12 protein-coding genes are annotated in these 13,811 nt (G+C 30.2%); 11 read left to right on the forward strand and 1 reads right to left on the reverse strand.

Annotation, left to right across the window (positions count from 1 at the left end; genetic code table 11):
• Window positions 1–73 precede the first annotated feature (73 nt).
• On the reverse strand, window positions 74–1,621 hold the full coding sequence (locus IR151_RS01385) for a nitrite/sulfite reductase (RefSeq protein WP_227432603.1): 1,548 nt from the start codon (window positions 1,619–1,621) through the stop codon (window positions 74–76).
• Between the two features lie 277 nt (window positions 1,622–1,898).
• Here IR151_RS01385 and IR151_RS01390 point away from each other — a divergent pair, with 277 nt between their 5' ends.
• The 11 genes from IR151_RS01390 (at window position 1,899) to IR151_RS01440 (ending at window position 13,805) form a co-directional block, all read left to right on the forward strand.
• Window positions 1,899–2,666 carry an IclR family transcriptional regulator gene (locus IR151_RS01390; protein ID WP_227432604.1) on the forward strand — a complete coding sequence of 256 codons (768 nt, stop codon included), beginning with the start codon at window positions 1,899–1,901 and terminating at the stop codon, window positions 2,664–2,666.
• 293 nt (window positions 2,667–2,959) lie between these two features.
• Window positions 2,960–3,157 carry a 4Fe-4S dicluster domain-containing protein gene (locus IR151_RS01395; protein WP_227432605.1) on the forward strand — a complete coding sequence of 66 codons (198 nt, stop codon included), beginning with the start codon at window positions 2,960–2,962 and terminating at the stop codon, window positions 3,155–3,157.
• Between the two features lie 29 nt (window positions 3,158–3,186).
• Window positions 3,187–4,263 carry a 3-methyl-2-oxobutanoate dehydrogenase subunit VorB gene (vorB, locus tag IR151_RS01400; protein ID WP_227432606.1) on the forward strand — a complete coding sequence of 359 codons (1,077 nt, stop codon included), beginning with the start codon at window positions 3,187–3,189 and terminating at the stop codon, window positions 4,261–4,263.
• Window positions 4,264–4,265: 2 nt separating this feature from the next.
• A complete protein-coding gene (locus IR151_RS01405; RefSeq protein WP_227432607.1) occupies window positions 4,266–4,985 on the forward strand; it encodes a thiamine pyrophosphate-dependent enzyme in 720 nt (239 codons plus the stop codon).
• 12 nt (window positions 4,986–4,997) lie between these two features.
• Entirely contained in the window at window positions 4,998–5,537 is a 540-nt protein-coding gene (locus IR151_RS01410) for a 2-oxoacid:acceptor oxidoreductase family protein (protein WP_227432608.1), read from the forward strand.
• Between the two features lie 159 nt (window positions 5,538–5,696).
• Entirely contained in the window at window positions 5,697–6,755 is a 1,059-nt protein-coding gene (gene buk, locus IR151_RS01415) for a butyrate kinase (protein ID WP_227432609.1), read from the forward strand.
• Window positions 6,756–6,772: 17 nt separating this feature from the next.
• A complete protein-coding gene (locus IR151_RS01420; RefSeq protein WP_227432610.1) occupies window positions 6,773–7,666 on the forward strand; it encodes a bifunctional enoyl-CoA hydratase/phosphate acetyltransferase in 894 nt (297 codons plus the stop codon).
• Between the two features lie 28 nt (window positions 7,667–7,694).
• Entirely contained in the window at window positions 7,695–8,903 is a 1,209-nt protein-coding gene (locus IR151_RS01425) for a PLP-dependent aminotransferase family protein (protein ID WP_227432611.1), read from the forward strand.
• A gap of 23 nt (window positions 8,904–8,926) precedes the next feature.
• Complete coding sequence (locus IR151_RS01430; protein WP_227432612.1) at window positions 8,927–10,189, forward strand: MFS transporter; 1,263 nt, start codon at window positions 8,927–8,929, stop codon at window positions 10,187–10,189.
• A gap of 641 nt (window positions 10,190–10,830) precedes the next feature.
• Window positions 10,831–12,294 carry an alanine/glycine:cation symporter family protein gene (locus IR151_RS01435; RefSeq protein ID WP_227432613.1) on the forward strand — a complete coding sequence of 488 codons (1,464 nt, stop codon included), beginning with the start codon at window positions 10,831–10,833 and terminating at the stop codon, window positions 12,292–12,294.
• A gap of 371 nt (window positions 12,295–12,665) precedes the next feature.
• Window positions 12,666–13,805 (forward strand): M20 family metallopeptidase, encoded by a 1,140-nt coding sequence (locus IR151_RS01440; RefSeq protein ID WP_227432614.1) that lies wholly within the window; start codon window positions 12,666–12,668, stop codon window positions 13,803–13,805.
• The last annotated feature ends 6 nt before the right edge of the window (window positions 13,806–13,811 follow it).

Below are 13,811 nucleotides of genomic sequence, written 5' to 3' on the forward strand. Positions count from 1 at the left end.
ATAAAAACATAAACGATTGTAAAAAATGAGATAGTTATAAGCTATCTCATTTTTTATAATCATTTATGTTAAGTCATATTTTATACTTATCAATTATTTTATTTAATAAATCATCATTTGAATCTATCCATTCATAAAAATTTTCTGATGAAACCTCAGCTATTTCATAAAGCATTTTAGGAATGTCACTAGCCTTAAAATCTCCTAGAGATTTTCCTAGTCTAGTCTTACCTATTTCAAAACTACCTCCAACAAATAATTCAAATGCATCAGTAGATACTCCATTGACATTTTTCTTTTTACCACATAATCCTATGCTACCAATTTGGTGAACACCACATGAATTTAGACATCCTGAAATATACAGTTTAGGAGCTTTACTTAAAACTTCTTCATTGTTTTGTAATCTAAAATAATCTATTATCTCATGTAATATTTTTTGGCTATTTTGTATACCCATCTGACAAATAGGAACACCTATGCAGGAGATACTCTGTTCTAATTGAGAGTTACAACTAATAGTCTTGCTTATTTCTAATATCCTTTTTGCCTCATTTCCATCTAAATTTAGAATGTACAAGCCTTCTGTCATACCTAATCTAATCATAGGATTTTTAATATTATCTAACTCTTGAAGTAAAAATTTTAAATCTTTAGTAGATAATAGACCTCCAATTGGATGTATATATACAGTATATAAGCCAGATTGTTTTTGATGGATTAATCTAGAGTCATGTAAATCTATCTTAATTCCAGGTTTAGAATAGTCAATTTGTTCAACATTAAGTTCAAGATTACCTTTTTCTTTTTCTAATTTATAGTATTCTTTAAATTTTTCTAAAAACATATTTTCTCCAAGCGTTTCAACCATATATCTAACCCTAGCTTTGTTTTTATTTTCATAATTACCATAAGCCATAAAGAATTTAATCATTCCTTCTACACAATATAATGCATCTTTAGGTTTTATAACTTCATCAAGTTCTAAAGCAACTTTAGGTTGTTTACCTAAACCTCCACCTAAGAAAACTCTAAAATATGGTTTGCCATTTTTTAGAGTAGCTACAAATCCTAAGTCTTGTATACTACAATGGGCAGAATCTGTGTAACAACTAGAATAGGAAACTTTTAGTTTCCTAGGTAAGTGATATGTAGTAGCATTTTTGATAAAATATTTATCAGTAGCAACTGCATAAGGGGTAACATCAAAAGCTTCGTCAGGGTCAACTCCTGATAATGGAGATAAGCCTACATTTCTAGGATAGTTACCACCACCGCCTCTAGTGAAGATATCATTTTTTATTCCCTCTTCCATAATATCAACTATAGAGTCTATAGACAAGTCATGTAATTGTATAGCTTGTCTAGTTGTTAAGTGTATCTTATCTAGCTTATGTTTGGTAGCCATTTGGTAGATTTTTTTAAGTTGAGATTTCGACAATACCCCAGCAGATACTCGAAGTCTTATCATAAATGATTTTTTGTCTCTTTGAGCATAAACTCCATATCCACCAGAAAATCCTTTGTATTGCATTTTATTTATTTCTCCATTTAATAATTTTAAAGAATATTCTTTAAAATTATCTAGTTCATTTAACAATGTCTCTTTTAAATTATCCATTATTTCACCTCATTATTAGACTTGTATAAAAATAAATATGCTGTATAATTATATATATATTATTATCTAGAGTTGGTAAAAATATAACAGTAGAGTACTATTAAAAGTCAAAATAAGGAACATATACTTAGTATGACTCTTTATTTTGTTAAATAAGTATAATATTTTTGTTTTATAAAATATAATTAAGATAAATAGATAATTTTGTAATTTTAATATATAATATTTAGTATAGTGTTGAATAAACGCTTAATATTCGCAGGAGGAGTACTTGTATATGGGAGAAATAATAAATGCATTAGATAGAGCCCTAGACATAATTTTGCTATTATATCATGAAAAGAGAGAAATGGGAATAACTGAAATAAGTAAGATTATGGGAGTATATAAGAGTACTATACATAGAACTTTAGTAACTCTTGAAAACAAAGGTTTTGTTATACAAAACACTGAGAATGGTAAGTATTGGTTGGGAATAAATTTATATGCAATAGGTATGGTTGTGGGAGAACAGATGTCATTGACTGAAATAGTAAAACCATATACGAAAAAATTAAATCAAGAATTTAACGAAGTGGTGAATGTGTCTATACTAGAAGAAAGAGCTCAAGATTCTCCAAGAAGTATCATAATACATAAAGAATATGGTTCAAATCAATTACTCTCAGTAAATCCGTCAGTTGGTTCTAGTAGCGAATGTTATTGTTCAGCGGTTGGGAAATGTCTTATGGCATTTAATGATTCTATAGATTTTGAAAAATACAGAAAAACTCCAATACACAAATATACAGAACATACAATTGATAATTGGGATGATATGATGATTTTTTTGGCAAAAATAAAAGAGCAAGGATATGCTCTAGATGACCAAGAACTAGAACATGGTTTAACTTGTATTGGAGCACCTATTTTGGATAAAAACAATAAAGCTATAGCAGCAATAAGTCTATCAGGTCCTACTATAAGGATGCGAGAAGGAGACTTTGAATATAAAATTAAAAGGGTTATAGAAACTGCAAAGAGCATATCTGAACTTTTTAGATAATTTTAAGAAATAAATTTGAATAATAAAAAGAGACTAAATTTAAATTGTTATTTGTAAATACCAGTTTAGATATGGTCTCTTTTTTATTGAATATAAAAATTAAATATTTTTAAAATTGAAAAAATTATTGAAATATATAAGCGAATGTGATATCTTTTAATTAAGCAATACAAAACAGAACAGTGTTCTAAAGAATAGAACAATAATAAAATATATATATAATAAACCCACATGAATATTATATATTTAAAATTAGGTAAAAAAATTACTACATAAGAGGGGAGATTTGAAAAATGGAAAAAGTCAAGTTGAGTGTTGAAAGATGTAAGGGGTGTTATCTTTGTATTGAAGCTTGCAAAAAAGAAGCAATAAGTCTTTCTGATTACACAAATAAAAAAGGCTTTGTAACAGTCAAAGTCGATGAAGAAAAGTGTGTTCAATGTGGCGCTTGTTATACAATGTGTCCTGATTTAGTATTTGAGATATTATAAATAACTTTTTATTGGAAGGGAGAAAACGTATGCAAAGTTTATTAATTAAGGGAAATGAAGCCTTAGCAGAAGGAGCTATACGTGGTGGATGTAGATTTTATGCAGGTTATCCAATAACACCACAATCAGAAATATTAGAAATGATGGCTTGGAGACAAAAAGAGGTTGGAGGAGTATTTATTCAAGGTGAATCTGAAATAGCCAGCGTAAATATGGTTATGGGGGCAAGTGCACTTGGAGCAAGAGCTATGACATCTTCATCTGGACCTGGATTTTCATTAAAACAAGAAGGAATTGCATATTGGGTATCAGCTGGTTTACCAGCAGTTGTAGCATGTGTACAGAGATATGGTATAGGAGATGGATTTATAGGAGCTGGTCAAGATAATTACTGGCAAGCTGTAAAAGGTGGAGGAAATGGAGATTATCATTTAATTGTATTAGCACCTAATAGTGTTCAAGAAAATATGGATATGGCATATGAGTCTTTTGAATTAGCTGAAAAATATATGCATCCAGTACTTATACTTTCTGATGCTACAATAGGTCAAATGGTAGAACCTTGTATAGCACCACCAATGAAAGAATATGATAAGGATAAAGCTCCATGGGCAGCAAAAGGAACTCCTGTTGGAGAAAAAAATAAAGTAATAACTGATATAACATATTTTGAGGACCAAGATACATGGCAAAAAGGTTATATAGAAAAAATGAGAAAAGTTCAAGAAAATGAACAAAGATGGGAAGAAATAGAGATAGAAGATGCAGATGTGGTATTTGTTGCATATGGAATTTCTTCAAGAATAGCAGAAGGCGCAGTTAGAGATGCAAGAGCAAGAGGTATAAAACTTGGATTAATAAGACCAAAAACATTGTGGCCTTACCCAAGAAAAGCTTTTAAAAAATTAAAAGATTCATTAAAAGGGCTTGTAACAGTTGAAATGAATATGATGGCACAAATGAAGGAAGATGTAATTATAGCATGTAATAATAGATTCCCAGTATATTCAGTAGCAACAGCTCAATATATGGCAGAAGTAAATCAATTAATAGATTTTGCTCAAGAGATTATAGATGGAAAAGCTAAGCAAGAGGAGGTATTTTAATTATGGCTAAAAAAGCACCAGCAATAATGATGTGTGAAAATATGTTCTGTGGAGGCTGTGGACACTCTATAGTCGATAGAATTATTGGAGAAGTATTAACAGAAATGAATATATGTCAAGATACGATTATATGCTCAGATATAGGATGTAATCATATGTTTCAATTTAGTATGAATGTAGATGTTGTTGTTCCTCCTCATGGTAAAATGGGTGCAGCTATGGCAGCTATGAAAAGAGTTAGACCAGATAAATATATATTTACAATAGCTGGAGATGGTGGAGCTTATGCAATAGGGCTTGGAGAAACTATGTCAGCTGCTACTAGAAATGATAATGTAATATTTTTAGTTATGAATAATAATATGTTTGCAATGACAGGTGGGCAAATGGCTCCAACTACTGTACAAGGTCAACATACAGCTTCTACTCCAGCAGGTAGAACATATGAAGACCATGGCTCAACATTTGATGTTGTAAAAGTTATGGGAAATTTAGATATAGCATATTTGGCAAGAGGAACAATAACTAACCCTAAAGAAATAAATACAACAAAAAGATATATCAAAAAAGCACTTGAAAAACAAAAAGATAAAAAGGGCTTTTGCTTAATAGAAATACTTGTACCATGTCCAACAAACTGGGGATTAAAGCCAGTAGATGCTATGAAGAGAATAGAAAACGAACTTGTTCCAAAGTATCCACTTGGAGAATTTATTGATTAGGGAGGAAATAATATGTTAAATGAAATTATATGTGCTGGTTTTGGAGGACAGGGAGTTCTTACAGCAGGAAAAATTATAATGTATGTTGCATATAAGGCAGAAAAGAAGATTACATGGTTCCCATCTTATGGAAATGAGATGAGAGGAGGAAGTGCAAATTGTAATGTTGTTGTAAGTGATGAAAAAATTGCAAATCCTTGTGTAAAAAATCCAGATATCTTATTGGGAATGAATAGTGTATCAGTAGATAAGTATGAGAGTTTAATGAAAGCAAATGGTTATATGTTTGTCAATGAATCACTAGTAAATAAGGATAGAAAATATAGAGAAGATATTAATGTTATAAAAGTACCTGTTACTGAAATAGCTCAAAATTTAGGTAATGAAAAATCTGCTAATATTTGTATGTTAGGTGCTATGGTGAAGAATTTAGATTTATTCACAAAAGAAGAATTTGAAAGTGGTATGTGTGAATACTTTGAAAATCAAGGTAAAGGAAAGTTTAATGCCAAAAATGTAGAAGCATTTGAAGCTGGATATGACTATGAGTGAATATTTTAAATATTTAAAATTATTATTGAAATACTCATTTTTATGTGTTAGTATTTAATTAATAAAATATAGAACGTCGTTCTGAGTAATAGGACGACAAAAATTTTTAAGAAATTAACAGAACGACGTTCTACAGTATGAAACCGAGGAGGCGTTGAAGTGAAAATTTTAGTAATTAATCCTGGTGGTACATCTACAAAGATTTCTGTATTTCAAGATAAAGATGAAGTTTTGAAAAAAAATATAACTCATACAAGAGAAGATTTAAAAAAATTTTCCAAGGTATTTGATGAATATGATTATAGAAAGCAATTAATAGTGGATGTTTTAAGTAGTGAAAATCATGATATAAATTCTTTTGACGCAGTAGTGGGTCGTGGTGGACTTATGAAGGCTATAAAAGGTGGTACCTATATTGTAAGTAAAGAAATGATTGAGGACATGAGAAATGAAATAAATGGAGAACATGCATCAAACTTAGGTGCCTTGTTAGCTAAGACTATAGCAGATGAAATAGGAGTTCAATCATTTGTAGTAGACCCAGTTTCTGTAGATGAATTTGATGATGTATCAAGGATTACAGGTATATCAGATATAGAAAAAGCTAGCTGGCTGCATGCACTAAATCATAAGGCTGTATCAAGAAAAATAGCACAAAAACTAGGTGGAAAATATGAAGATTATAACTTTATTGTAGCTCATCTAGGTTCTGGAATATCAATTGTAGCGCATAAAAAAGGAAAAATGATAGATGGAAGTGGTGGAAGGTCTGATGGTCCATTTTCGCCAGAAAGAAGTGGAGGATTACTTGCATACCCTCTTATAGAATTATGCTACTCAGGAAAATATACTCACGATGAAATGGTTGCAAAAGTAAGCTCAATTGGGGGTATGTACGATTATTTAGGAACAAAAGATATGATAGAAATTGAAAATAGAATTAAAGATGGTGATGAAAAAGCTAAACTTATAATGGATGCATTCATCTATCAAACAGCTAAAGAAATTTCTATGTATGGAGCATCACTTTCTGGAGATATAGATAGAATTATTTTAACAGGGGGAATATCGCATTCGGAAATGGTGATTAAAGGAATAATGGAAAAAGTTTCATATTTAGCACCAGTAGATATAGTGGCAGGTGAGATGGAAATGGAAGCACTTGCTCTTGGAGCTCTTAGAGTACTTAATGGAGAAGAAATGGCAAAAACTTATTAATATTTAGGAGAAAAAATATGTTAAAAGATTTTAATAATTTATTAGAAGAAGCTAAAAAGCTTAAACCTGTTATTGTAAGTGTTGCTGTTGCAGAAGATGAAGAAGTGTTAAAAGCTGTAAAATCAGCAACAGATTTAAATCTTATAAAACCAATTCTCGTAGGCAATAAAGATAAAATAGAAAATATATCAAAAGAGATTGGACTAAAGGGATATGAAATAATAGGGTGTCAAAATCCTGATGAATCAGTTAAAAAAGCTGTAGAAGTAGTTAAAAATAAGGATGCTAAAGTTCTTATGAAGGGGTTAGTAAATACAAGTGTTTATATGAGAGCTATATTAAATAAAGAGTTTGGTCTTAGAACAGGAAGACTTTTAAGTTTACTTGCAGTATATGAATTGCCTCAATACCACAAACTTCTTTATTGTACAGATAGTGGTATAAATGTATCTCCAAATTTAAATCAAAAAAAAGATATATTGATAAATTCACTTCTTACTATGAAGAGTATAGGTATGGAAAATCCTAAAACTGCGATACTTACTGCAAATGAAATGGTAGACCCCAAAATACAATCTACAGTAGATGCTAATTCACTTGTAGAGATGGTAAAATTAGGAGAAATACCAAATTGTATAGTAGAAGGTCCAATAGCCTTTGATGTTGCATTTGATGCATATGCAGCAAAGCATAAAGGTATCGAAAGTAATATTGCTGGCGATGTTGACTTACTTGTATTTCCAAATATAGAGGCAGGAAACATATTAGGAAAGTCATGGCTTAGATTCAATAAAGCTAAGTGGGCAGGGATTGTTTTGGGGGCAACAAATCCAATAATTTTAGGTTCACGCTCTGATACAGCCGAAATTAAAATAAATTCAATAGCACTAGCCTGCTTAGCATCACAATAAGAAATTATTTAAAAGGGGATGAATTATTATGAAATATGCAAAAAGAATGGATATGGTAAAGGCTTCAGCTATAAGAGACTCTCAAAAGAAGATAGCTCAAAAAGTGGCAAGTGGTGGAACTGTTATATCTTTTGCAGCAGGACTTCCTGACCCAAACTTATTTCCAATAAAAGAAATAAGTGAAGTAACTAAGCAAGTACTTGATGAAAGAGGAAAATTTGCTTTAGCTTATGGACCTACTAAAGGTGAAGATGAGTTGTTAGAAATAATAGCTAAGAGAATGAAAGAAGAAGAAAATATTGAAACAAAACCAGAAAATATTATAATAACTACTGGTTCACAACAAGGTATAGCTCTTAGTGCTATGATTTTATTAGAAAAAGGAGATATAGTAGTTACAGAAAATCCAAGTTACTTAGGTGCAATAAATGCATTTAGACCTTATGAATGTGATTTTTTAGGAGTAGATACAGATGAAGAAGGAATGGTAACAGAAGATTTAGATAAATTATTATCTGAAAATTCAAACATAAAGGTTATATATGTAATACCAACATTCCAAAATCCTACAGGAAAAACATGGTCTTTACAAAGAAGAAAAGATTTTATGGAAGTTGTAAACAAGTATGATGTCATAGTAATAGAAGATAATCCTTATGGAGAAATAAGATTTACACAAGAACCACTACCTACACTTAAATCACTTGATACTAAAGATAAAGTACTATATCTGGGGTCATTTTCAAAAGTGTTATGTCCAGGATTTAGAGTTGCTTGGATGTGTGGGAATATAGATATTATAGATAAAGCAGAACTTTTAAAGCAAGGTATCGATTTACAATCAAATCAATTTTCTCAAGTACAGGTAATAGAATACTTAAAGAAGTATAATTTAAATGAACATGTAGAAAAAATAAGAGCTGAGTATAAAAAAAGATGTTTCTTGATGTTAGAAACTATGAAAAAATATTTTCCAGAAGAAGCAAAATATACAGAACCAGATGGAGGTATGTTTATATGGGTTGAACTTCCTGAAAGTATAAATGTAGATAATTTACTAGATAAAGCTATTGATGCTGGAGTTGCCTATGTTTCTGGAGAATCATTCTTTGCAAATAATGGTCCAAAAAATACTATGAGACTTAATTATACAACAATGTCAGAAGAGCAAATAGTTGAAGGGATTAAAATACTTGCAGAAGTTATAAAAAAAGAACTCAATTATGCTTGTGAATAAATATTAAAAGTGAGGGCTTAATTATGGGAGAAAAAGGGAACGGGATAAAGTTTGGAAAGTTAATGATTCAACTTGTTATCATAGCTATATGTTGGGAATTAGTTTATATTATACCATTTATCCAATATACATTGTATGATCCAATTTTAAAAGCATTACAGTGTTCAAATACTCAACTAGGTTTTCTACTTACAATTTATGGATTAGGTAATATATTTGGAGCTCCTATAGGAGGATGGTTAGCAGATAGATTTGATTATAGAAAGATAATTTTAGGCTCTGTATTTCTTAATGGAATAGTATCATTTTTATTTGCATTTAACATGAACTATACATTTGCTGTCATAACTTGGGTAGGTTGTGCAATTACATCATTAGTTATGAACTACCCTTCTATGGTAAAGATACTTAGAGTTATAGGAAAAGAAAATCAAGGTAAAGTTTATGGATTTAATGAAGCTATGGTTGGAGTTTCTGGAGTAGTAATGGGAGCTATATTCTTATATATTTATACATTATTTTCAACTCCTGTTTTAGGTATGAGATGGGTAATGATATCTTTAGGAATATTATCTATAGTAATGTGTCCAGTATTATGGTTTGTAATTAAAGATGTAGATATTAGTGAAGAAAAAGAAGAAGGTAAAAGTGAAAAAATGGCTGCTAGTGACTTTATGGTAGTTTTAAAATCACCAAATACTTGGTTAGTAGGTATAAGTATATTCTGTGTATATTCATTTACAGTTACAATGTCTTACTTTACACCTTATATAACATCAGTACTTGGAGGTTCAGTTGCACTATCTGGAGCATTGGCTATAATAAGACAACATGGATTAAAATTATTTGGTGCTCCATTTGGAGGGTACTGTGCAGACAAAGTAAAATCACCTACTAAAGTGCTTTTACCAATATATGTACTTGGTATAGTAGTAATAGTTTTATTCTTAGTATTGCCTTCATCAACGCCAATGACTTTATTTATAGCATTAACATTTGTAGTAGGTATATTAGGTTATATGGGAAAAGGCATATACTATGCAGTTCAAGAGGAAGTAAATGTGCCAGTTAAATATTCAGCTACTACTATAGGTATAGCAGCAGCTTTAGGCTTTTCACCAGATGTATTCCAATTTGCATTAATAGGGCATTGGATAGATACTTATGGTAATAAAGGTTACACATATACATTTATATTCCAAATAGCTATTTTAGTAATAGGAATATTATCTTGTTTATATATATTAAAAGTTAAAAAGAAAAGATTAGAGAAGTTAAAAGCTTAAAAGTTTCATTTAATAAGAGAGTATTTTTTTCAGTATAATCTACTGACATAAATACTGTATAAAAAGTAATACTAAATTAAAACTTATAGTTATATTTGATGAATAAAGTGTGAAAAAATTAAAATGTTATCAAGTGTTTTTAGTATAGTTTTAGCATAAAGTTACCCCTAAAAGTATAAGATTGAGTAGCAATTATCACCTATTTGTATATTTACATAAGTTTTTTTAATATAAATTTTACATGGATTTTAGTAATAGATGATATTTGCACTCAATTTTATATCTAATGATAAATAAGAAAATTATGAAATCTAACTATATATTATCTAGCTACATATTAATAGTGTACTATTTATGTAGTAGTATTGGGCTTTTCCTTATATGTATTTCAATTTATATTGTTTGATTGTCTGTCAAGCACATATCGTTAAAAAATTTATACACTTATGTTCATGTATCAATTGATATTCTTAATTTTGGTAATAATTGTTGGAGTTTACATATTAAAAGATAGAAATAAGGTAAATAAAATAAAAAATGAGTCTATAAGATATGTTGAGTTAAATAAAGTTTATACAAAATATTAGTACATAGCTGTTTAAATTATTGTCTATAAATTAAAATGAATGGTGGTGAGTTGAGTGACCGATTTAGTTAACACCATTAATGGAATTGTTTGGTCACCTGTATTAGTTGCAATGTGCTTATGCATAGGATTGTATTTTTCATTGAAATTAAAATTTTTCCAAATAAAAGACATAAAAGAAATGTTTACCCTTTTACTTGAAGGAGATAGTTCTCAGGTTGGTATATCATCATTTCAAGGATTTGCTACATCAATGGCTGGAAGAATTGGAACTGGTAATATAGCTGGTGTGGCTGTAGCAATAGCAATGGGAGGGCCAGGAGCATTAGTATGGATGTGTATAATGGCTACCTTAGGCTCGGCGACTGCATTTGTAGAATCTACTCTAGCTCAAATATACAAAGATGAACATGATGGTCAGTACAGAGGTGGTCCTCCGTATTACTTTGAAAAAGGTCTTGGATGGAAAAGATGTTCAATTTTATTTTCAGTAGTTGCAATCATAAGTTATACATTTTTCATGCCTGGGACGCAATCAAATACTCTATACTTAGCAATGAATCAAGCATTTGGATTTTCAAGAATGACAATTGCAGTTACATCTTCTATTGCATTAGGAATAATAATTTTTGGAGGAATTAAAAGAATTGGTTTATTTGCTGAAAAGGTAGTACCTATAATGGGTGGAGCATATCTTATCATGACAATAGTGATAATCATAGTAAATATAAATTTAGTTCCAGGAGCTATTATAACTATGTTTAAATCTGCATTCGGATTTGGTTCAATGTTTGGAGGAATGTTAGGTGCAGCAATATCCTGGGGAGTTAAAAGAGGTATATATTCAAATGAAGCAGGTGAAGGTTCTGGAACTTATGGTGCAGCAGCAGCAGAAGTAAGTCATCCAGCTAAACAAGGATTAGTTCAAGCTTTCTCTGTTTATGTGGATACATTATTAATATGTATGGCTACAGGTATTATGATTATAATAACAGGAAAATACAATGTTACAGGAGTTTTAACTGTATTACCAGGTGTAGAGCCAGGTCCACAATATGTGCAGAGTGCAATAAATACATTACATCCTCAACTAGGTGATATTTTTATAGCAATAGTTTTATTATTATTTACCTTCACAACATTATTAGCATTCTCATATATGATGGAGACCAATGTATCTTATTTGGTAACTAGAATTAAAGCACAAAAACATGAAAAGCATATAATAAATGTCTGTAGATTTATGCTTATAATATGTGCAGCAATGTGTTGTTTTATAGAACCACTTACAAGTTGGGCATTAGGTGATATATGTATAGGCGTTTTAACATATATAAACTTAATTGCTATCTTTACACTTCAAAGGCCAGCTATAAAAGCATATTATGATTACCTAAGACAGAAAAAATTAGGAATAAAAAGAGCTGATAGAAATTTTAATCCTGTTGAATTGGATATAAAAAATGCTGAATTTTGGGAAAATAGATGCTTAAAAGAGAACGAGCAGAAGTTAAATTGAATTAATGATTTTTATAGTATTTTATATAGACGTTTTAATTGGACTTTCAAAATAGATATTAAAGTTATGTAAACTCAATATAATAAATTATAAATTTTTAATGCATATGTTTATATTTTTACTTATTAGTTATTTGGTTTATACATGTAGAAATACATATTTATATTCAAAACTGTTATTTTAAAGGTTAGTATATATAGTAAGATTATTTATTTTAATAGATAAAATAATGGATAGAAAAATTTGTACTGTTGAATAAGTCACTAGGTTTTACTATAAGTGTAGAAATGGTTTTAATGTAATAAATATAAGTTTGTTTTATCTTATATGAATAAATATATAAATTAATTTTAATGGGAGGTAAGATTGATATGAAGGAAAAAATAATACAAGTTGCGGATTTAAAGAAAGAAAAAATTTTGGAGCTATGTCAATCTTTGTATGATGAACCAGAAATTGCCCTACAAGAGTATAAATCTGCTAAAAAAATATCAAAATTTCTAAGAGAAGAAGGTTTTGAGGTTGAGGAAAATTTGGCAGGTATGGCAACAGCTTTTAAAGCAACAAAGAAAAATGGCGATGGTCCAAGAATAGCATTTATAGCAGAATACGATGCTCTTCCAGGTAATGGTCATGCATGTGGCCATCATTTGATAGCTTCCATGGGAGTTGGAGCTGGAATAACTCTTGCAAGTATACTAGATACTTACAAAGGAGAGGTAAGTATAATTGGGACACCAGCTGAAGAAACTGGGGATGGAAAACCTTACTTGATAGAACATGGTGTATTTGATGGTTATGATGCTGCAATGATGATACACCCAAACTCAAAGACTTGTGTAACTCCAGAAATTATAGCAATAGGAGGATTAGATTTTATATTTACTGGGAAAGCATCCCACGCAGGAGCTAAGCCATATAATGGAATAAATGCTTTGGATGCAGTAGTGTTATTATATAATAATGTAAATGCATTGAGACAACAATTGGTAGATGGAACTAGAATACATGGTATCATACTAGAAGCAGGAACTGCTGCAAATGTAATACCTGACATGGGGAAAGTAAGACTAGAAATACGAGCAAAAGAGCAAGACTACTTTGACGAGGTGGTTGAAAAAGTAAAAAATTGTGCTAGAGGAGCTGCAATAGCTACTGGCTGTGAACTTGAATTTTACCATTTTGAGCCAACTTGCCAAGGCTTAAATGCAAACAAGGTTTTAACAGGTATCTTTACAAACATTATGGAGGAATTTGGTATATATGATGACGATGAGCAGGTATTATTAGGTTCGACAGATATGGGAAATCTTAGTCAAATTATGCCATGTATACATCCTTTGATAAAATTCTCTGAAAATGGTGAAGAACTACATACAAAAGAATTTTTAGAAGCAGCTATAAAGCCATATGCAAAAGATAGAGTAATTGATGGAATAAAAGTATTAGCTTTGACAGGATTATGTTTATTTGAAGAACCAGAATTACTAAAAAAAATGAAAGAAGAGTAAATTCTA

The organism is Clostridioides sp. ES-S-0006-03 (assembly GCF_020662275.1).
Taxonomy (GTDB): Bacteria; Bacillota; Clostridia; order Peptostreptococcales; family Peptostreptococcaceae; genus Clostridioides.